We start from the raw sequence: 23,477 nt of genomic DNA, 5'->3' as shown, positions 1-23,477 counted from the left end.
GTCGCTCCTTGTATTTAATTATGAAAACACTTATATCCACTTACATAATAACATTTTCAGAGATAATAGCTACTAATTATTTTGCCTTTTTTAAATTAAATGATGGATAAAAAAAGAATTGCTAAAAAGTTCAGCAACTCAATTTGTAAATTTGAGTTAACATGCTTTAAAGCAATTCTTTTTTAGTTTATTAATCGTCTAAGGAAATTATCTAATTTCTTTAACGATGGTCTTATTACTTGAAATGTATTCACCATTTCCAATGTAGAATCTAGTTAGATGACCTAATCTAACCACATATTTAACGTGCATCTTAGTACCAGTTGGCAAGAATCTTACCTGGGTCTGATCGTTAAATTGCTTGTCATTATAAACATAGGTACCACCATGCTTAATAACCTTAATTCGACGGCTATCAGCACCATCATGACTATGTCTGTAATAAGCATCCGCAACTAATAACTTATTAGCTGTAATCCAACCGTGGCCTTGAACCTTGTAAACAAGTTTGCCAGAAGCAGTTCTTCTGAACCCAGTTACTCTAAAGACATGTCGGTTAGGACGGGTTGCTCGATGATACTTCTCGATCCGATTCTTACGACTAAATCGGTATGATTTATGTTCAAAAATCGTCCCAAGGTTATAAACGTATCGAGGAATAACTTCCTTTAGAGTTTGGTCATAAGCTTTACGATATGCCTTAATGTAAGCTGATGATTGTCCAGCTAAATCAGTAGGTTCTAATAAGTCATTAGCACTTCTACGACCAACTTTAGCACCATCATTTACATCTTGGTGGTATTGAGTTAAACCACGGTTATAATTTTGTTCATAAGCTTTACGATAATCAGGCGTTAAGTTGTTAAGGAAGTCATTGGATACTTTCTTATCATTAGCACCATTATTGTAAGCATCATAACCAATGTGGTATGAATAACTGCCATTAGCTTCAGGCTTTCTGCCCTGGGTAGCATCTAATGAACCTTGACGATAATCTTGACCAGCTTGATAACCAGCACTGAAGCTTTGATTATCTTGTTCATCATTTGGTTCACCATCTAAACCAGTGTTAAATCCAGATTGAGCATCATGGTATGATTGTAAGAATCCATTCTTATAGTCATCAGATTTACCAACCAGATTAGCCTGGTTAATTGGTTTAGCAGTTCCATTGACGAATGCTTGAGCACCAGAAGCTTGACCCTGAGGATAATCGTAATTAGTTGGTGCTGTTTGATTTGATTCATAGTTCTTGTAACCGGCATCATTAGCATCCTTATTACGTTTTGCATTGTTACTTGTTGTATCACCTTGGTTACCAGCTTGATATGCAGCTTGTGCATTATCATAATTTTGTTTCTGGCTTGGTGTCCAAGTTCCATTATAATAAGGGTTACTATTACTCTTATTTTTAGGATCGGCTAAATTAAAGCCTTTAGCTGCATCGTTTTTACCTTGTTGAGCAATTTGAGCAGCTTGAGCAGCAACATTAGATAATGATGGTTGAGATCCATTAAGTTGTTGATTATTTTTAACATTCTTATAAGCATTATTATAAGCATTATCAACAGAATTACTACCATTAAATTGTGGGTCAGGGTTACTACCTGCGGCTGCATCATTTGCACCCTTACGAGCAGCTTCCCCTACATTATATCCATCACTGTAAGTTCCATCTTTATGTGATTGCGACTGTTTACCACTAACACCGTCATTAATTCCAGAAGAAGCATCTTGACCTGTAGAACTAGCTGTATTGTTTAATGATGAATCTGAATTATTATATCCATTCAAGCCAGCTTTATATGCTTTTTGAGCACGATCATAAGCATCTTTTTGATTTTGATTCCATGTCTTACGATAATCACTGTTTGAATCATTTGCAGCATTAATATTACTAATAGAATCAGTAATTCCTTGTCCAGCTGCAGTACCAACACCATTAGCTATTGGATTAAGCTTAGCATTACTACTTGTTGTATCACCTTTTAATCCAGCACTATATGATGTTTGAGCATTTTGATATGCAGATTTTTCAATTGGGTTATTATAATTATCAGAATTATCATGGCCTGCTTGTGCATCATTAATTCCTGTTTGTGCAGCTTGTCCGGCTACATTCGCAGCATTGTCCAGTTTGGCATCACCTGTTGTAGTGTTACCATTTTCTCCGGCTTGATATGCCTTTTGAGCATTATCATAGGCTGTCTTCTGTGATGGGCTCCAAGTACCATTATTATAATCACTCTTTGGATCCTTACGGATATCCTGATTGCCGACGGCATCACTCAAGCCTTGCTGACTTGCAGCTCCAGCTGCATTTGCTGCTGGATTCAATTTAGCTGCTGCTTGATCATCAGCTGTCTTATTTCCATCATTACCAGCTTGATATGCTTTTTGTGCATTATCATAGGCCGTCTTTTGTGATGGGTTCCAAGTACCATTATTATAATCACTCTTTGGATCCTTACGGATATCCTGATTACCGACAGCATCACTCAAGCCTTGCTGACTTGCAGCTCCAGCTGCATTTGCTGCTGGATTCAATTTAGCTGCTGCTTGATCATCAGCTGTCTTGTTTCCATCATTACCGGCTTGATATGCTTTTTGTGCATTATCATAGGCTGTTTTCTGTAATGGGCTCCAAGTACCATTATTATAATCACTCTTTGGATCCTTACGGATATCCTGATTACCGACAGCATCACTCAAACCTTGCTGACTGGCTTGCCCAGCTGCATTTGCTGCTGGATTCAATTTAGCTGCTGCTTGATCATCGGCTGTCTTGTTTCCATCATTACCAGCTTGATATGCTTTTTGTGCATTATCATAGGCTGTCTTCTGTGATGGGCTCCAAGTACCATTATTATAATCACTCTTTGGATCCTTACGGATATCCTGATTGCCGACGGCATCACTTAAGCCTTGTTGACTGGCTTGCCCAGCTGCATTTGCTGCTGGATTCAATTTAGCTGTTGCTTGATCATCGGCTGTCTTGTTTCCATCATTACCAGCTTGATATGCTTTTTGTGCATTATCATAGGCTGTCTTCTGTGATGGGCTCCAAGTACCATTATTATAATCACTCTTTGGATCCTTACGGATATCTTGATTACCGACAGCATCACTCAAACCTTGCTGACTGGCTTGCCCAGCTGCATTTGCTGCTGGATTCAATTTAGCTGCTGCTTGGTCATCGGCTGTCTTGTTTCCATCATTACCAGCTTGATATGCTTTTTGTGCATTATCATAGGCCGTCTTTTGTGATGGGCTCCAAGTGCCATTATTATAATCACTCTTTGGATCCTTACGGATATCCTGATTGCCGACAGCATCACTTAAGCCTTGCTGACTTGCAGCTCCAGCTGCATTTGCTGCTGGATTCAATTTAGCTGCTGCTTGATCATCGGCTGTCTTGTTTCCATCATTACCAGCTTGATATGCTTTTTGTGCATTATCATAGGCTGTCTTCTGTGATGGGCTCCAAGTACCATTATTATAATCACTCTTTGGATCCTTACGGATATCCTGATTGCCGACGGCATCACTTAAGCCTTGTTGACTGGCTTGCCCAGCTGCATTTGCTGCTGGATTCAATTTAGCTGCTGCTTGGTCATCGGCTGTCTTATTTCCATCATTACCAGCTTGATATGCTTTTTGTGCATTATCATAGGCTGTCTTCTGTGATGGGCTCCAAGTACCATTATTATAATCACTCTTTGGATCCTTACGGATATCTTGATTACCGACAGCATCACTCAAACCTTGCTGACTGGCTTGCCCAGCTGCATTTGCTGCTGGATTCAATTTAGCTGCTGCTTGGTCATCGGCTGTCTTGTTTCCATCATTACCAGCTTGATATGCTTTTTGTGCATTATCATAGGCTGTCTTCTGTGATGGGTTCCAAGTACCATTATTATAATCACTCTTTGGATCCTTACGGATATCCTGATTACCGACAGCATCACTCAAACCTTGTTGACTGGCTTGCCCAGCTGCATTTGCTACTGGATTCAATTTAGCTGCTGCTTGGTCATCGGCTGTCTTGTTTCCATCATTACCGGCTTGATATGCTTTTTGTGCATTATCATAGGCTGTCTTCTGTAATGGGCTCCAAGTACCATTATTATAATCACTCTTTGGATCCTTACGGATATCCTGATTACCGACGGCATCACTCAAACCTTGCTGACTGGCTTGCCCAGCTGCATTTGCTGCTGGATTCAATTTAGCTGCTGCTTGGTCATCGGCTGTCTTGTTTCCATCATTACCAGCTTGATATGCTTTTTGTGCATTATCATAGGCTGTCTTCTGTGATGGGCTCCAAGTACCATTATTATAATCACTCTTTGGATCCTTACGGATATCCTGATTGCCGACGGCATCACTCAAGCCTTGCTGACTTGCAGCTCCAGCTGCATTTGCTGCTGGATTCAATTTAGCTGCTGCTTGATCATCAGCTGTCTTATTTCCATCATTACCAGCTTGATATGCTTTTTGTGCATTATCATAGGCCGTCTTTTGTGATGGGTTCCAAGTACCATTATTATAATCACTCTTTGGATCCTTACGGATATCCTGATTACCGACAGCATCACTCAAACCTTGCTGACTGGCTTGCCCAGCTGCATTTGCTGCTGGATTCAATTTAGCTGCTGCTTGGTCATCGGCTGTCTTGTTTCCATCATTACCAGCTTGATATGCTTTTTGTGCATTATCATAGGCTGTCTTCTGTGATGGGCTCCAAGTACCATTATTATAATCACTCTTTGGATCCTTACGGATATCCTGATTGCCGACGGCATCACTCAAGCCTTGCTGACTTGCAGCTCCAGCTGCATTTGCTGCTGGATTCAATTTAGCTGCTGCTTGATCATCAGCTGTCTTATTTCCATCATTACCAGCTTGATATGCTTTTTGTGCATTATCATAGGCCGTCTTTTGTGATGGGTTCCAAGTACCATTATTATAATCACTCTTTGGATCCTTACGGATATCCTGATTACCGACAGCATCACTCAAGCCTTGCTGACTTGCAGCTCCAGCTGCATTTGCTGCTGGATTCAATTTAGCTGCTGCTTGATCATCAGCTGTCTTGTTTCCATCATTACCAGCTTGATATGCCTTTTGAGCATTATCATAGGCTGTCTTCTGTGATGGGCTCCAAGTACCATTATTATAATCACTCTTTGGATCCTTACGGATATCCTGATTGCCGACGGCATCACTTAAGCCTTGTTGACTGGCTTGCCCAGCTGCATTTGCTGCTGGATTCAATTTAGCTGCTGCTTGGTCATCGGCTGTCTTATTTCCATCATTACCAGCTTGATATGCTTTTTGTGCATTATCATAGGCTGTCTTCTGTGATGGGCTCCAAGTACCATTATTATAATCACTCTTTGGATCCTTACGGATATCTTGATTACCGACAGCATCACTCAAACCTTGCTGACTGGCTTGCCCAGCTGCATTTGCTGCTGGATTCAATTTAGCTGCTGCTTGATCATCGGCTGTCTTGTTTCCATCATTACCAGCTTGATATGCTTTTTGTGCATTATCATAGGCTGTCTTCTGTGATGGGCTCCAAGTGCCATTATTATAATCACTCTTTGGATCCTTACGGATATCCTGATTGCCGACAGCATCACTTAAGCCTTGCTGACTGGCTTGCCCAGCTGCATTTGCTGCTGGATTCAATTTAGCTACTGCTTGATCATCGGCTGTCTTATTTCCATCATTACCAGCTTGATATGCTTTTTGTGCATTATCATAGGCCGTCTTTTGTGATGGGCTCCAAGTACCATTATTATAATCACTCTTTGGATCCTTACGGATATCTTGATTACCGACAGCATCACTCAAGCCTTGCTGACTGGCTTGCCCAGCTGCATTTGCTGCTGGATTCAATTTAGCTGCTGCTTGATCATCGGCTGTCTTGTTTCCATCATTACCAGCTTGATATGCTTTTTGTGCATTATCATAGGCTGTCTTCTGTGATGGGCTCCAAGTACCATTATTATAATCACTCTTTGGATCCTTACGGATATCTTGATTACCGACGGCATCACTCAAGCCTTGCTGACTTGCAGCTCCAGCTGCATTTGCTGCTGGATTCAATTTAGCTGCTGCTTGATCATCAGCTGTCTTGTTTCCATCATTACCAGCTTGATATGCTTTTTGTGCATTATCATAGGCTGTCTTCTGTGATGGGCTCCAAGTACCATTATTATAATCACTCTTTGGATCCTTACGGATATCCTGATTGCCGACGGCATCACTTAAGCCTTGTTGACTGGCTTGCCCAGCTGCATTTGCTGCTGGATTCAATTTAGCTGCTGCTTGATCATCGGCTGTCTTATTATTATCTAAGCCAGCATTAAATGCTTTTTGTGCATTTTTATAGGCAGTATTTTCTGGATCATTAGGATAATTTTGTGATGAGTTATCTTTACCTTTTTGTGCGTCATCAATTCCAGCTTTAGCAGCTAAACCAGCAGAATTAGCAGTACTATTTAACTTTGCATTGGCTTTATCTGAACCATTATCTCCATTTAATCCAGCTTGGTAAGCCTTTTGAGCATTATCATATGCAGTTGTTTTAGAAGTATCTCCAGAGCTTTTCCATTTAGAATAATCTGAATTATCTTTAGAAGTTTTACCATTAATTGCATCGGAAACACCTTCATTTGCTGCTACTGAAACATCTTGCCCAGCTTTATAAGCATCAGGATCAGCAGACTTATCAGGACGTCCTGCGTCTCCATTTTTCATACCTGCTTGATAAGCATTTTGAGCATTTGTATATGCATTTTTCTCGGCATTTGACCAAGAATTATAATCAGGATGATCTTCAGAAGTTTTGCTACCTTCAACATCTGTTAAACCTTTTCCAGCAGCAATTCCAGCATTATAAGCATCATCTTTATTATTATCAAATGAAGTTAATTTACTATTCTTTCCCTTATTATAATCCTGTTTAGCATTTTCATAAGCAGTTTTTTCAGGATCATTAGAATATGGATTAGAAGTTGTAGATTGAGACTGTGCAGCATTTATACCAGCTTCAGTCGCTTGCCCAACATTATATGCAACGTTTTGTGATTTATCGTTACTAGATGATGGTTGTTGTCCAACTTTACTATTCATCCCATCTTTAACAGCATTATAAGCATTTTGATAATTAGATTTTTGATCTACTTCATCAGCATTATTATATCCGCCATCACTTGGTGTATTAGAAGTACTAGATAATGCATCATTAATACCCTTACCAGCTGCTTTAGAATTATTGTAAATAGTTTTTTGCTGAGAATTATAATTACTTGTATCTGTTTGTTTACTATTAGGATTTATACCATCATTTAATCCTGATTTAGCAATGCTATTAGATGCATTATAAGCTGTGCTACCATTTTGTGATGAATCTTTGCTTAACGCATCAGACATACCATTATAAGAATCTTCTCCATCTTGATATGCTTGATTATCTATAGAAGAAGGTGGATTACCGATAACATTAGACTTACTGCTGCTATTATCATTAGGATTCTTAGCATTATTAAATCCATTAGACATGATAGAACCATAACGATATGCATTGTCAGTGTTATATTGATTACTATTATTATCATTTTTAGCATTTGGATCTTGTAATCCGCTATTAAATGAATTGTGACCATTTATATAATTATTATCACTGGAATTAGGATTATATTGATTACTAATAGTATCTTTAACACCAGATGCATTATTATAACCTAATGTATATCCAGAGTTATTATCAGGATCTGTTGGATTAGAACTAGTTATTCGATTATTAAATCCATCATTATAATCATTCTGAACTTGGTGATAACCATTAGTATAACTTGATGAACTATCTTTATTAGGATTTGTCGGATTAGAATAATTATAACTATTACTATTTCTATCTTTTATGCCTTGTTGATAACCATAAAATCCACTATTGTATGAATTTTTATATGCATTCTTGATATCTTCACTAGAATTACTATAGTTACTCCAGTTGGATCCATTATCAGTTGGTCGAGCTTTATCAATATTACTTAGTGAAGTACTTTGTGCCTGTTGTAGACCATCTTGATATCCACTAGCAGATGCATCATCAGCACTCGGTGTATATGGTTGAATAAACTTACCATTTGCATCTGTAGTAGAACTAATTGGATCTTCACCCTTTAGTGGGTTTTCTAAATCATTATCAAGTTGAGTACCACCACCACTTGGTTCTGACAATGTCTGTTTTTGATCCATAACAAAATAGTGAGAAGTAACACTAACATTATTTTGAGGCTTGCTATTTAACTGATAACTAAAATGAATTATATCATTATTATTAATATTAGGAATATTTATAGAACCAGTATAATTATGGCTTGTATTAAAGCTCTTAGAATCAGAATCATTAGGTGTATTAGTTAAATTAATTGGTTGTCCATTATTATCCGTTGCAATTACATCTTTACCAGTAGGATCATAGACAGTAAGTTTAACATTAGACGGATTGGTTAATTGGCTTCCATCAACATTAACATCAATGTATACCTTCTGATTACCAGTACCTTTCATAGTAGGATCATTTGAAGGCAAATTATCTAAACGCAAATTTCCGTTAACACTATAGGTATTAGATGAACCCGTCTGAACAGAAATTGGTCCATCTAAGTAAGCATTAGGGGTAGCCTTAAATGTTAGGTATTTTAGTTGGCTAGTATCTGTGTTCGTATCATAAGAATAAGAATGATTTGAAGTATTATAATATTTAATATTTCCGCTCTTAGGAACATCAACTTCATAAGAAGGATCACTAAATGTAACATTGCTTCTTCCATCATTACTTACACCATATCTTACTGAATATGCATTAATCTGATTAGCAAATAATTTACCATTACCATTATTTTGAATCTGTAAAGTAACATTATTACCAGGGTTATCAATATTAAAAGAACCGGCTTTACTACTATTATTTAATAAAGTAAGATTATTGCTTCCAGATCCATCAGTTACAATACTGAAATTACCACGATTGGTAATGTTTAAAGTACCACCAACATTTAATATTGCATTACTATAATTACCTAATTTTTTAGCATTAATGTCAAAATGACCATTATTATCTACTTTAATGGTACCTTCATCATCACTATAAGTTTTAGGCTGTCCATTAATATTAACAGTAAGTGTTCCTCCATCAACAACAATGGAACCAGATGATTGGGTAATATCAAAAGGTTGTGCAGCATTCCTATTGTATCCTGCTTGCGGATTGATAGTTAAATGAGAACCAGATTCAATATTAACTTTTGAACTAGATCCACTTAGGTACAATCCAGTAGCTTGACTAGTATGTTCAGAGCTAGAACCATTCAGTGGTGCAACTGTCATATTAGAACCACTATCTAGTGTTAAATTACCTGTCAATTCAACGGTATTACCACCAGTAGTTGAACCATAATAATTACTACCTGGATGTAATTCCAAATTATTAGCTTCAAAATTTTGCTGATTACTACCATAGTGATTATTATTACCCAACTTTCCATTTGTATAATCAGTAGAATTATAACTTTCTGTAGGTACAAATGTTTGAAATGGACTAGTATAATTACCAACTGAGAACGCATTTAAATTACCATATACATTCACATTAGCTTTAACATAGGCACTACTCATTAGCTGAGAACCAACGTAAGTTACATTACTATAGTTAACAGTTGCTGTTCCAGATTCTATTTTAAATGGTCCATAAAAGTTGTATCCGTAAGCAGCATTAAAATTACTCATGCCAAAAGTAATATTCCCATTACTTGGTTGGTTAACATAATATGATATTCCATGAAAATCAGTACTATGATTTTGACCATCAAGATTCATAAAAGCAGAAGAACCATTATTATAATATATATGGAACTGAGATTCACCAATTGATGATACCCCACTATAATTAATATCGGTTAACAATCTAATGTGGTTAATACTACCATCAGAAGTAATTGAGCCAGTTAAAGTAGGATTATCAACACTCTTACTAACACCACTCAAAGCATTGGTAATTTGTTGTGCATTTGATACAAATGCTGTTCCATTGTTTACTTTTGTTTTAACATCTTGGAATCCAAAATCATAATTAGCAGAAGGTGTTGTTATCTCGCTTGGATTGAAAATACCGTTCTTATAATTACTAAATGTGTTATCAGAATTAAATTGCTGATTTATAGCTGCCTGAGCCCCAGAATATGCTTGATCATAAGCATTAGTCGAACTTGAATCAGGTGTATAAGCACTATATGATCCGTTCTTATCAGCACCATTCCAACGACCAGTTTCTGCATCTTGTGTTCCCTGACGAGCAAGAAATCTTGCAACTCCTTCATTATATGCTTGGCTATGGTCAACCCGATCATCATTGCTTGATTCTTGGCTGGTTTGATTACCAGTTGTAGTCGGATCAAATGGAATGTCAACTGGTTCACCGTTACTTACACTAGCTTTCCCAGTATCTAATTGATTTGGATCAACACTACTTGGATCATTAGGATTCGATGCACTGTTTTGTGTATAATTCTTTACAGGTTGAGTTCCATAAGAACTATTATTTGAATTGTACTGATTCCAGGCTGCACTAGCACCACTGTATCCATCAAGATAATTTTGATCACTTGTGCTTGCACCACTGATGCTAACATCTGAATCAGAATCATTAGGATGAATACTATTCCAATAAGCATCGGCACCATCATCAGCTTGTTGTTTTTGATCAGATGTTAATGAAGGATTATTAGCAGTCGTTAACTTAATACTCTTTAATTCATTTAAGGACTTAGCATTAAGTTTTAATCCTTTATTAGTGGATACAGAAACCATTTTGGTATCATTTCCATTAGAATCAGAAGAAGCTGATGAGGCTTTACCACTAATACTACCTGATGAATTACTTGGATTAGATGCAGAACCGCTTGATTGATTAGTTCCAGTGGAACCAGTAGAAGCTACTCCACTCTTAGAAGTATAGTTAGATGCGACACCTGATGCTTGAACAGCCTTTTGAGCAGTCTTGTTAGAATCATCATTATTAGATGATTTTACTTGTTGACTACTTTTATCAGAATTAGTTGCCGCAGCATTTTGTTTATCAGATTCAGTATTACTACTGTTAGTAGTAGAACCTGAATTACTGCTTGTGCTATTTTGAGCTGGTTTGCTTGATTGACCGGTTGCTTGTTGAGCAGCAGGAGCAGATTGAGGTTGACTACTACTTCCACTACTTGGTGTAGCAGAATCAGCAGAACCATCCTTACCTGCACTTCCGCCACTATTGAGTGTTTGAGCAGCATGAGCAATAACTACATGTGTTGGAGTTACACTAGTTAAGTTCATTGCTGAATAACCACCAATTAAAGCTAAGGTAGCAAGGGATACAACAACCCATTGCTTCTTAACTTTTTTCATGACTTTTTTATCATTTATTTTGTTAAATTGATTTTTATTATATTGCAATATTAAAAAACACCCCTTGTTTTATCAATTAATTTTTATCACCTTATAAACATAATATACATAACTAAGATAATGTATAACATATCAATGTTTCATGAATATTATAATTTAATCACAAAAATATTACAAATAATAATCATTATTACATCAATAAAATTACAATCTAAATACATACAAAAATGATTCATATTTATGTGTGAAATATGAATCATTTTAATTGAAAATGGATTAAAAAGCAAATTACGATTTAATGTTTAAAGTGACGAACACCTGTAAATGCTAGAACAATCCCGTAATGATCGGCCATCTTAATGGAATCCTTATCACGGATACTGCCACCAGGTTCAACAATGGCTTTAATATCATGGGTAGCTGCATATTTAACGCAATCATCCATTGGGAAGAAAGCATCGGATGCCATGACTGCATGATTATAATCTGGTTTATTAATTGCCTTATGAATCGCAATTTTGGCGGAATCAATTCGGTTCGGTTGGCCGGCACCAATCCCTAAGGTTTCATTACCAGTGGTTACCACAACGGCATTACTCTTAACATTCTTAACGGCGTGTTGACCAAATGCCATCGCCTTCATCTGTTCATCGGTTGGCTGGGCTTTGGTAACGATTTTGAAGGTTGAAGGAGCTTCATAAGTCAAATCAGGAGTTTGTCTTAAGATGCCACCTAGTAAACTAACTTCGTCCATGTGATGAGGATCAATGCCGGTGAAGTCTTCGACGGTCATTAAACGGATGTTTTTCTTTTCAGCTAATAACTTATAAGCATCATCACTAAATTTAGGGGCAATCACAATTTCTAAGAAAATTTTGTGCAAATCTTTAGCAACGTCTAAATCAACGGTACGGTTAAAGGCAACGATTCCACCGAAAATAGACATAGTATCTGATTCATAAGCCCTGCGCCATGCTTTATATAGGGTATCATCAGTTCCAATTCCACAAGGTGAACGGTGTTTAACGGCAACCACGGCCGGTTCTTTGTATTCAGAAATAATTCTTAAGGCTGCATCGGCATCACACATATTATTGTAGGAAATTTTCTTTCCGTGAAGTTTTTTAGCGTTTGCTAATGAGAATGTTTCGGGAATCGGTTCCTTATAGTAGGCAGCCTTTTGGTGACTATTTTCACCATAGCGCATGACATCAGCCTTTTCATAGGTCAACGTTAGTTTATCAGGAAATGGATCATTGGATAAATATTTAGAAATCAGAGCATCGTAAGCGGCAGTCGTTTGAAATACCTTAGCAGCTAAATGATGACGGTAGGTATCACCAGTATCCTTTTGATCATAATGTTCAATGAAGTCCTTATAATCACTTGGATCAGTAATAACGAAAACATCATGATAGTTCTTAGCAGCTGCTCTCAACATTGAAGGTCCACCAATATCGATGTTTTCTAAAGCATCATCTTCCGAAACGTTCGGTTTTTGAATGGTAGCCTTAAATGGATAAAGGTTCACACAAACTAAATCAATCGTTGAAATATGATTTTCCTTCAACTGCTTCATATGCTTAGGATTATCACGTTTAGCTAGGATTCCGCCGAAAACATTGGGGTGTAAAGTCTTAACCCGACCATCAAGCATCTCTTTAAAATGAGTAATGTCTTCGACTGGAGTTGCATCAACGCCGTTCTTCTTTAATTCTTCAAAAGTTCCACCAGTTGAAACAATCTTAAAATCACGTTGAATTAATTGTTTAGCAAAATCACTAATGCCGCGTTTATCTGAAACGCTTAATACTGCTAGCTTTGTCAATCATGACACTCCTTTAATTATTTATTCAAGTCCAACTTTTTGAAATCAACAACTTTAATATAAAACAAATTGTCGAACATTTCAACAATTATTTTGTTTAATTGTTCTTAATTATATATCAAAAGTAAACTTAAATAGATTATTTTAAAATAAAGTTCGTATTATTTGTATATTTATGCTAAAATTAATTTGTAACCAATTATCTAGCTTTGATTTAAAGGAGAATGTTTAGCATTGAATTACAATTATAGTCAAAAAGACCCAGAATTATGGCAAGCAATTAGGAATGAAAAGAACCGTCAAGAAAATACGATTGAACTGATTGCTTCTGAAAACATTGCATCAAACGCCGTTATGGCTGCCCAAGGTTCTGTTTTAACTAATAAATATGCTGAAGGATACCCTGGTAAACGTTATTATGGTGGTTGCCAAAATATTGATGTTGTTGAACAATTAGCTATTGACCGTGCTAAGAAGTTATTCCACGCTGAATACGCTAACGTTCAACCCCATTCAGGCTCACAAGCTAACCAAGCTGCTTATGCTGCCTTTTTGAAAAAGGGCGACACCATTTTAGGAATGGGTTTAGATGCCGGCGGTCACTTAAGTCACGGTGCTAAATTCAATTTCTCCGGGAAACTCTATCATTCTTACTTCTACGGATTAGATCCTAAAACTGAACGGATTGATTATCATCAAGTTGAAGAAATGGCTAAAAAAGTAAAACCACAAATGATCATTGCTGGTGCTTCCGCATACAGCCGTATCATTGACTGGAAAAAATTCAGAAAAATTGCTGATGAAGTGGGTGCTTACTTAATGGTTGATATGGCCCACATTGCTGGATTGGTTGCTACTGGTTTGCACCCTAGTCCAGTTGGCATTGCTGATGTTGTCACAACTACTACCCATAAGACCTTAAGAGGACCTCGTGGTGGCATGATTTTATCACAAGCTAAATACGCTAAGAAAATTAATTCAGCTGTCTTCCCTGGTACCCAAGGTGGTCCATTAGAACACGTGATTGCCGGTAAAGCCGCTGCATTATACGAAGATTTACAACCAGCATTTAAGGAATATGGCAAACAAATCATCAAGAACGCCCAAGCCATGGCAAAGGTATTCGATAATTCCAAAGAAGTCCGGGTTGTAACCGGCGGAACTGATAATCATTTAATGGTTCTTGATTTAAGAAACAGTGATATTACCGGTGCTGATTTACAAAGTGCTTTGGATTCAGTTATGATTACTACTAATAAGGAAGCAATTCCAAACGACCCAAGAGGACCAAGAACTACCAGCGGTTTAAGATTAGGCACCCCTGCGATTACCACCCGCGGTTTCAAAGAAGCCGATGCCGCTAAGGTCGCCGAATTGATCTTAGAAGTCATCAGACACCATGATGACAAAGATGCCATGAAACAGATTAAACACGAAGTTTTTCAATTAACTTCTAAACACCCAATGGATCCAATTGCTTAATTCAAACTTAGTCAAGAGGGATACGATGGATAATATGATGACAGCTAAAATTATTGATGGTCGTAAATTATCAAAAGAAATTAATCATGCAACTGCTAAACGGGTTCAACAATTAAATCAAAACCATATCTTTCCCAAATTAGTGGTCGTCCTTGTTGGTGAAGATCCTGGCAGTCAGCTTTATGTCCGAATGAAGAATCGCAAAGCTAAGAAGCTCGGGATTCAATCGGATGTTAAGCATCTTCCGGATGATACCTCAGAAGATACCGTTCTGAAATTAATCGATCGGTATAACCAAGACAATTCAATTGACGGGATTTTGGTTCAATCACCGCTTCCAGAACAGATTAATGAGGATCACGTTATCAGTCGCATTGATCCTGAAAAGGATGCTGATGGCGCTTCTCCATTTAACGTTGGTCGGTTAGCCATTAACGATGAGGGTAGCTACCCGATTGCATGCACTGCCCGCGGAATTATGACCATGTTCAAGCAGTATCAAATTTCCTTAAAGGGTAAAAATGCCCTTGTGATTGGTCGCAGTAAAATTGTCGGTCGGCCAATGGTTAACCTTTTGATGAATGAGAACGCTCAGGTCACTAACATCAATAAGTTTGCTAATGATACCAGCGCCTACACTAGAAAAGCTGATATTATCATCTCTGCTACTGGCAAATGCCATCTTTTGAACAAGAATAATGTGAAACCAGGTGCGATTATCATTGACGTCGGCCAAAACCGGGATGAAAATGATAAATTGGTTGGAGATGCTGACTTTGATGATCTTTCATCAATTGCTAGCTACATTACCCCCGTTCCCGGTGGTGTTGGTCCAATGACAATTGCAACGTTGATGGAACAAACCGTTGAGGATGCCGTTAGAAGACACAAATAAATTTAAAATTAAATCACATAACTAATAAAAAACGATTGGATAAAAATCCAACCGTTTTTTTATGTTATTCTAAAATTATCAATTTTTTAAAGGAGAATTTTATGTTAAAAAAATATTTAAATGCCTTGATAAGATTAGCAATAATCTTCATTAATATTATTTTTATTTTTACAAATATTTTGCCATGGTATCGATTTATCTAATTCCATTTTATACGTTCATCACTTTTATAATCATGTCGTTGATAAATAGAATTTTGAAATAAAAATAAAGCAACTATAATTATTTTAATAATTATAGTTGCTTTTTCAATTAATTCAATTTTTTCCTCAAATAATTAATGCCATGGTATCCAATATCATGTCGATATGTATAATCATTAGTATCAACCGTTCGATCTAGCAACCGGTTAATTCTGTGCTGAGCTTTTGCCAAACTTGAATCAGAAGTGCTGACCATTAAAATTCGGCCACCATCACTAACCACTTGTTTGCCTTTATTTTTAACACCAGCATAAGTTACTAGATAGCCCGGCTGATTAACTTTTGGAAGTGGCTTTTCATCAATCGGATGTTTCGGATAACCTTTGGATGCCACAATCGTACCCAAATGATACTCTGTTGATTGCCAATCAGGGCTTACATTTTGATCAAACATCATCCGTTTAATGACATTTCCTAAATCACTTTTTAGTTGTGGTAAAACGACTTGGGTCTCTGGATCACCCATGCGGACGTTGAATTCCACGACTTTAGTGCCATTGGCCGTCTGCATTAAACCAGAATATAAGAAACCATTAAACGGTCGGCCTCCATTCTTCATTTCATCCACTACTGGCTTCACAACGTGATCTAAAGTATGTTTAATAATTTCTGGCGTGATTTCTGGAACGGGACTATAAGCACCCATCCCGCCAGTATTTGGTCCCTTACCACCATCATGAAGGCGTTTATGATCTTGAGCAACTGGCATCGGGACAATTTGTCCATTGTAAACCATTGTAAAGAGTGAAAATTCTTCACCCTTTAAAAACTGTTCAATCAAAAGCTCATCCTGGTGTTTAGAATTGATCAATAACTTGGTAACGGCTTGGGTCGCTTCATCAGCGTTATGGGCAATTACAACACCCTTGCCGCCTGCTAAACCATTGGCTTTGACAGCAACCGGGAACTGTTTTAGTGACTTCACATAATGTAGGGCAGCATCCCCATCGGTAAATTTACGGTAGTCAGCAGTAGCAACACCAGCCTTCTTCATGATCCGTTTAGCAAACACCTTAGAGCTTTCTAATTCTGCAGCATTTTGACGGGGACCAAATGCTCGTAATCCATTTGCTTCAAACTGGTCAACAACTCCGGCAACGAGTGGATCTTCGGGACCAACGACAGTATATGCAACTTGATGTTCCCTTGCAAAATTAATTAGACCATCAAAGTCCATTTCATCAATCGGGGTGGTTTCAACCCTTTCCAAACGGTCCATCATAACGTTGCCAGGAGCAACGTAGACCATTCGGTTTTCATTCTTCGCTAATGTTTGAGCAATTGAATATTCACGGCCACCGGAGCCGATTACAAGCCATTTTTCCATGATGATGCCTCCAAATGATTTAAAGTTTACCTTGTTGAATCAATTTTCTAATTGTATTGGGATAAAGTTGGTGTTCTGTATGATGAATCCGCATTGCTAAATCGTGTAAACTATCGTTGGTATAATGTGGTACTTTTTCTTGTGCGATGACAGGACCATTATCAATCTTTTGATCAATATAGTGAATCGTAACGCCAGTATATGGAACGTCAGCATCATAAGCATCCTTAATTCCATGTCGACCAGGGAACTTTGGTAACAAAGCAGGATGAATGTTCAAAATCCGTTTGGGATAGGCATTCAATAAAGTAGGCCCCACAATTCGCATGTAGCCAGCTAGAAAAATTGCTTTCACGCCGTCCTCTTTTAATCGTTGCAGAATTTTGCTTTCACGATCTGCTTTTGAAACGCCCTTTTGTGCTTCACTTAGAAAAACGGGAACTTGAAATTTTCTAGCACGTTGAATTACTGGTGCCTCATGGTGATCACAGACTAAAACTTCAATTTCAATTGGTAAATCAGCCTTTGCAATGGCTTCAAAGTTAGTGCCATTCCCTGAAGCAAAGACAGCAACTGGTAATTTATGATTGTTCAAATTCAACGGGATTTCCATTCCTTTCTGCAACTTCTCCGATTTGATAATATGAATCTTTCGATTGATCTAATAATTGCTTAGCGTTAGCCAATTGATCCTGGGGAATTGCTAGGATCATCCCCAGGCCCATGTTAAATACTTTTCGCATTTCATCGGTTGAAACGTGGCCCCACTTCTTCAGTAGTTTAAAGATTGGTAAGATTTTCCACGAAGCCTCATTAATTTCAGCTGATAAACCATCTGGAATAATCCGGGCTAAATTTTCGGTAATCCCACCACCAGTAATATGGGCAGCCGCGTGAATGCATCCCTTTTCAATCAGTGGATTAACGGTATCATAGTAAAGTTTGGTGGGTTTTAATAATGCTTTTCCTAATGTTTCGTGCAGTTCAGGGATTTCCTGATTCAAATCCAAATGGTTTTCACTAATAATGCGTCTAACCAAGGAATATCCATTGGAATGGATCCCACTGGAGCTCAAACCAATCAAAACGTCGCCCTTTTCAACATTCTGTTTACCAAGTAAATGGTTTTGGTTCGCTAAGCCAACTGCAAAACCGCTTAAATCGTATTCACCATGGTGGTACAACCCTGGCATTTCAGCCATTTCACCACCAATCAATGATAAATGGGCCTGCTTACAGCCGTTGGTAATTCCACTGACAATGGTCTTAACGTTTTCTGGCTTCAATTTGCCTAGTCCCATGTAATCAAGGAAGAATAGTGGTCTGGCACCCTGCGCTAAAATATCATTCGCACACATAGCAACTAAATCAATCCCGATGGTTTCATGGTGGTGGACTTGTAAGGCTAATAGTAGCTTTGTCCCCACTCCATCGGTTCCGGAAATTAATACCGGATGGTCATTGTTTTTAACCAGGTTACCGATTTGATATTCGGCGCCAAAACCACCTAAACCAGTGACGACGTTTGAATCATACGTACTAGCAACGGTCTTTTTAATCAAATCAACTGCTTTTTCACCGGCATTAATATCAACGCCGGCTTTTTTGTATTCATCCACTACGCTTTCATCCCTTTATACAAGCCTAAATCCTTTGCTTCTTCATCAAATTCTTTTTGATAATCATAAAGTTTAGTTGGGTAGTTACCATCAAAGTAAGCGGTACATAAACCGTTGTATTGATTATTGCTTAAATGGCCAATTGCTTTCGTTAAACCATTAACGCTTAAGTAGCCTAGTGAATCGGATTCGATTTGTTTCCTGATTCCGTCAACACTGTAATGGGCACCGATTAATTCATCGGCCGTCCTGATATCAATGCCATAGAAACACGGGAACTTTAAAACTGGTGAAGCGATTCGAACGTTGACAGATTTGGCACCATTTGCTTTTAGTAAACGGACAATGTACTTGCTGGTTGTTCCACGAACGATTGAATCATCGACTAGAACAATATTCTTGCCTTCAACGGCTGGTCTAACAACGGATAGTTTCATTCGAACCCCATGTTCACGTTCTGATTGAGTCGGTTCAATAAAGGTTCTTGCCACGTATTGATTTTTTACTAGTCCCATGTCAAACGGAATTCCACTAGCGGTCGAATAACCAATTGCAGCTTCAAATGAAGAATTAGGAACCGCCATGACTACATCCGCATTGGGTGTCGGTTGTTCCTTCGCTAAAATTTGTCCCATCCGATGACGGGCTCTTGAAACGGAAACTCCGCGGATAACTGAATCTGGACGGGAGAAGTAAATGTATTCCATTGAGCAGACGGAGAGTTCAGTATTATCAGTAAATTTCTCAGACTTAATTCCATCGTCATTCACAATCACAATTTCACCGGGTTCAACATCACGAACGTACTTAGCATGAACCTGATCCAATGCACAGGTTTCGCTGCAGATAATGGTACTACCATCATCACGTTTGCCAATCACCAATGGACGAAAACCGTTCGGATCTAAAGCAGCAATCATTGAATCGGGGGTCATTAAAATAAATGCAAAGCCACCTCTGATCTGGTTCAATGAATCCTTCAAACGGTCAATAAAATTTGGTTTGGGATTATTTTCAATTAATTTTCCTAAAATTTCACTATCAGAAGATGCCTTGAATGTCTGTCCATCATCAGTTAATTGTTTTCTCAACGTCTTTGCATTCGTTAAGTTCCCATTATGGGCGAGCGCAAATGGATAAGCGTGAATGCCAGTAAACATCATCGGTTGAATATTCTCAATCCCATGACTGCCAGCCGTCGAGTATCGAACGTGACCTAAAGCAGCTTTACCAGGCAATGATTCTAAATATTCCGGTTTATTAAATACATGGGTCAACAAGCCTAAACCCTTATGACGTTTCAAGTGACCATTTTGATTAGCAACGATGCCAGCACCCTCTTGACCACGGTGTTGCAAGGCATGAAGGCCATCATAAGTCAAATATGCAGCATGTTTCTGATTCCAAATTCCGAATAATCCGCATTCTTCGTTTAAACTCTTCGCCTCAATTGGCATTAATTTAGTCCTCTTTCCCATTTTTGCTTCAAATCTGTTTCATTCATATTTACGTCTTGATCGTTTAATTTAATTTTAACAATCGGTTCTTTAGTAATTTGACCAATCTGTTTAACGCAATCACCCATCAATTTTTCAAATGCATTCTTCTGTTTCGGTGCAACTGTAATTACATATCTTGATTGAGTTTCAGCGAATAATTGGCGACCGAGCAAATCCAGCTGACCATTGAAACCAAAATCATGTTTGAATAATGTTTCAGCAATACTGACACCTAAGCCGCCTTCACTTAAATCATGAACGCTTTGGACTAAATGGTTCACGATTGATTGATAAACTAGTTTTCGATTCTTATTTTCAGTTTGTAAATCAAAGTGCTTAATTCGACCGCTAATTTGATGTTGAATTAATTTTTGAATTTCCGATCCACTATAGTCATCGTAGGTTTTCCCGACAATGTAGACTAAATCACCAGCATGTTTAGCATCTTGGGTCGTAATTTCATCATCATGTTTGATTAAACCCACCATTCCAATCAATGGTGTCGGATAAATTGGTTTTCTGTCAGTTTCGTTATGAAGTGAAACGTTTCCTGAAATCACCGGTGTATCAAATAACTTACATGCCTTGGTAATGCCATCAATAGATTTAGCTAAGGCATAGTAACTCTCTGAATCTTCTGGATTACCAAAGTTCAAGCAATCGGTGGCACCAATTGGTAGGCCACCACCGGCAACGATGTTTCTTGCGGCTTCACTAGTGGCAATTTCACCACCAATTTCTGGATTCAAGTAAACGTAGCGACCGTTACAATCAGTTGTCATTGCCAATGCCTTATCTGTATGCCTAATCCTGATAATTCCGGCATCACTACCTGGTGCAACGACCGTATTAGTTTGAACCCGACTATCATACTGACGATAAACAGATTGTTTTGATGCAATCGTTGGTTGTGATAGTAACTTAGCTAACATTTGACCGGCATCATTTACGGTTGGTACGAAATCAGCAGCGGGATGTTTAATCCGATCTGGTTCAATAATGGGATGGGTATATTCAGGAACATCATCAACGATGGTATGAACAGGAATATTACATACAGTTTCACCATGCTGGGTTAAATGGTATTGTCCATTGTTGTTAACGTGGCCAATCACAACCCCATCTAAACCAAAACGTTTAAAGATATCAATAATAGTTTTTTCATGACCCTTTTTAACACATAGCAACATCCGTTCTTGTGATTCGGATAATAGAATTTCATACGGGGTCATGTGTGGTTCACGCTGTGGAACTAAATCAAGATTTAGGTCCACTCCGCTTTTGGCTTTAGAAGCCATTTCAGCAGATGATGAAACAAGGCCGGCAGCCCCCATATCTTGAATTCCAACGAGGATGTCAGAATGGTGATGAATAATATCTAAGCAGGCATCTACCAATAGTTTTTCCATGAATGGATCACCGACTTGAACGGCGGATCGGTCGGATTCCTTACTATCACTAAATTCATTCGAAGCAAAGGTAGCACCGTTAATTCCATCACGACCAGTTTTCGCACCAACGTAAATGATACTGTTACCAATTCCGGAAGCCTTATCCTGTTTTAAATCATCTTGATTTTCGATTCCCACACACATCACATTAACTAATGAATTTTTATCGTATGTTGAATCAAAACCAATTTCACCACCAACAGTCGGAATTCCAATACTGTTACCATAGTGGGCAATTCCATCGACGGTTCGATCCATTAAGAATTTATTTTTCTGGTTGGTCAGTTCACCAAAACGGAGACTATCAAGCAAGGCGACTGGTCTAGCACCCATTGAAAAGATATCTCTGATAATCCCACCAACACCGGTAGCAGCACCTTCAAATGGTTCAACATAACTAGGATGATTATGACTTTCAGCTTTAAAAATGACAGCTTGGTTATCGCCAATATCAATCGCGCCAGCATCTTCACCAGGGCCTTCAAGTACTTTCGAACCCTTACTCCAAAAGTGTCTAAGTAACGGTTTCGTATTCTTATAAGAACAATGTTCACTCCACATCCCAGCTAAAATCCCAGCTTCAGTAAAGTTAGGAAGGCGATGAAGCAATTTATTAACAACGGTATGGTACTCGTTATCACTCATGCCCCACTGACGATATATCTTTTGGTCACGAATTTCTTCTGGAGACTTCTCAGCTTGCTTTAACAATTATGACAAACTCCTTACTTTAATTGAATTCAAAATCGACTGAAACAACGTGAGGCCATCTTGACCACCGAGAATTTTTTCGGTTGCCCGTTCCGGATGGGGCATCATCCCTAAAACATTGCCCTTTCGATTCACGATTCCAGCAATATCATCAACACTGCCATTCGGATTATTGCGGTATTTAAAAACGATCTGATGATTCTGTTTTAAAGACTTCAATGTATCATCATCACAATAATAATTACCGTCACCATGAGCAATTGGCAACTTAATCTTTTGGTTAACTTGGTATTGATTGGTAAATGGTGTTTTGTTATTAACGACTTCCAATGGTTCCCATTCTGAAATAAACGATATGTTGGTATTATGCTGTAAGGTTCCTGGTAATAAACCAGCTTCAGTTAAAATCTGAAAGCCATTACAAATTCCAATCACCGGACGACCGGATGCAGCAAATGCTTTGACAGATTTCATGGCTGGTGCAAACTTAGCAATTGCACCACTTCTCAAGTAATCACCGTATGAAAAACCACCGGGAATTAAAATCGTGTCGTACTTGGATAAATCAGTTGAGGTATAGGAAATCAAATCTGCTTGTTCACCTAAACTGTCAACAATGGCATAATACAAATCACGGTCACAATTGGATCCTGGAAAACTAATTACAGCAAATCTCATTTCCTAGACCTCCTTCAATTCGTATTGGTATGTTTCCATGTTCTGATTAACCAAAAGATCTTTACAGATGGATCTAACGGTTTGATCTGCATCGGATTTGCTTTGGCTATCTAACTTCGTAATAAAGTACTTCCCCTGTGTAATGGAATTCACATCATTGTAATTTAAACGATGCAAAGCACTTTTAATGGCTTCTCCCTGTGGATCAAGAATGGATTTCTTATGGCTAACGTAAATTTTTGCAAGATACAT

At 38.0% G+C, this 23,477-nt stretch carries 11 protein-coding genes; 2 read left to right on the top strand and 9 right to left on the bottom strand.

What is annotated here, in order from left to right; all coding sequences use genetic code 11:
• Positions 1–207: 207 nt before the first annotated feature.
• Positions 208–11,520: a DUF5776 domain-containing protein gene (locus WR164_RS07570; protein ID WP_286137005.1), complete on the bottom strand. Its 11,313-nt coding sequence runs from the start codon at positions 11,518–11,520 to the stop codon at positions 208–210.
• Between the two features lie 247 nt (positions 11,521–11,767).
• Entirely contained in the window at positions 11,768–13,300 is a 1,533-nt protein-coding gene (gene purH / locus WR164_RS07565; RefSeq protein ID WP_286137004.1) for a bifunctional phosphoribosylaminoimidazolecarboxamide formyltransferase/IMP cyclohydrolase, read from the bottom strand.
• Positions 13,301–13,534: 234 nt separating this feature from the next.
• Between purH and glyA the strand changes: the two genes are divergently transcribed.
• Positions 13,535–14,782 carry a serine hydroxymethyltransferase gene (gene glyA / locus WR164_RS07560; RefSeq protein WP_286137002.1) on the top strand — a complete coding sequence of 416 codons (1,248 nt, stop codon included), beginning with the start codon at positions 13,535–13,537 and terminating at the stop codon, positions 14,780–14,782.
• A gap of 25 nt (positions 14,783–14,807) precedes the next feature.
• Complete coding sequence (locus WR164_RS07555) at positions 14,808–15,677, top strand: bifunctional 5,10-methylenetetrahydrofolate dehydrogenase/5,10-methenyltetrahydrofolate cyclohydrolase (protein WP_286137001.1); 870 nt, start codon at positions 14,808–14,810, stop codon at positions 15,675–15,677.
• 312 nt (positions 15,678–15,989) lie between these two features.
• On the opposite strand, the gene purD is transcribed toward WR164_RS07555, so the two are convergent.
• From purD to purS, 7 genes are read right to left on the bottom strand one after another with little or no spacing between them, the layout of a single operon-like run.
• Positions 15,990–17,267 (bottom strand): phosphoribosylamine--glycine ligase, encoded by a 1,278-nt coding sequence (gene purD / locus WR164_RS07550; RefSeq protein WP_286137000.1) that lies wholly within the window; start codon positions 17,265–17,267, stop codon positions 15,990–15,992.
• A gap of 19 nt (positions 17,268–17,286) precedes the next feature.
• Positions 17,287–17,880, bottom strand: coding sequence for a phosphoribosylglycinamide formyltransferase (purN, locus tag WR164_RS07545; RefSeq protein WP_286136998.1), 594 nt, complete (start codon positions 17,878–17,880; stop codon positions 17,287–17,289).
• Positions 17,849–18,886: a phosphoribosylformylglycinamidine cyclo-ligase gene (gene purM, locus WR164_RS07540; protein WP_286136997.1), complete on the bottom strand. Its 1,038-nt coding sequence runs from the start codon at positions 18,884–18,886 to the stop codon at positions 17,849–17,851. The genes purN and purM overlap by 32 nt, the downstream gene beginning before the upstream one ends.
• Positions 18,886–20,343, bottom strand: a complete 1,458-nt coding sequence (purF, locus tag WR164_RS07535) for an amidophosphoribosyltransferase (protein WP_286136996.1) — start codon at positions 20,341–20,343, stop codon at positions 18,886–18,888. The genes purM and purF overlap by 1 nt, the downstream gene beginning before the upstream one ends.
• On the bottom strand, positions 20,343–22,547 hold the full coding sequence (gene purL / locus WR164_RS07530) for a phosphoribosylformylglycinamidine synthase subunit PurL (RefSeq protein WP_286136995.1): 2,205 nt from the start codon (positions 22,545–22,547) through the stop codon (positions 20,343–20,345). The genes purF and purL overlap by 1 nt, the downstream gene beginning before the upstream one ends.
• Positions 22,548–23,225: a phosphoribosylformylglycinamidine synthase subunit PurQ gene (gene purQ, locus WR164_RS07525; RefSeq protein WP_286136994.1), complete on the bottom strand. Its 678-nt coding sequence runs from the start codon at positions 23,223–23,225 to the stop codon at positions 22,548–22,550.
• 3 nt (positions 23,226–23,228) lie between these two features.
• A complete protein-coding gene (purS, locus tag WR164_RS07520; RefSeq protein WP_286136993.1) occupies positions 23,229–23,477 on the bottom strand; it encodes a phosphoribosylformylglycinamidine synthase subunit PurS in 249 nt (82 codons plus the stop codon).

Source organism: Philodulcilactobacillus myokonensis, from assembly GCF_027923585.1.
In the GTDB taxonomy this organism is placed as follows: Bacteria; Bacillota; Bacilli; order Lactobacillales; family Lactobacillaceae; genus Philodulcilactobacillus; species Philodulcilactobacillus myokonensis.
The sequence above is the reverse complement of the archived record's forward strand: the minus strand, read 5'-3'. Positions and strand labels throughout refer to the sequence as shown.

Excerpts from the sequence above, each read along its gene's own strand:
- purS (WP_286136993.1), bottom strand. The coding sequence starts at position 23,477 with ATGTATCTTGCAAAAATTTACGTTAGCCATAAGAAATCCATTCTTGAT.
- WR164_RS07555 (WP_286137001.1), top strand. The coding sequence starts at position 14,808 with ATGGATAATATGATGACAGCTAAAATTATTGATGGTCGTAAATTATCA.
- purN (WP_286136998.1), bottom strand. The coding sequence starts at position 17,880 with ATGGAAATCCCGTTGAATTTGAACAATCATAAATTACCAGTTGCTGTC.
- purQ (WP_286136994.1), bottom strand. The coding sequence starts at position 23,225 with ATGAGATTTGCTGTAATTAGTTTTCCAGGATCCAATTGTGACCGTGAT.
- purF (WP_286136996.1), bottom strand. The coding sequence starts at position 20,343 with ATGCCAATTGAGGCGAAGAGTTTAAACGAAGAATGCGGATTATTCGGA.
- purD (WP_286137000.1), bottom strand. The coding sequence starts at position 17,267 with ATGGAAAAATGGCTTGTAATCGGCTCCGGTGGCCGTGAATATTCAATT.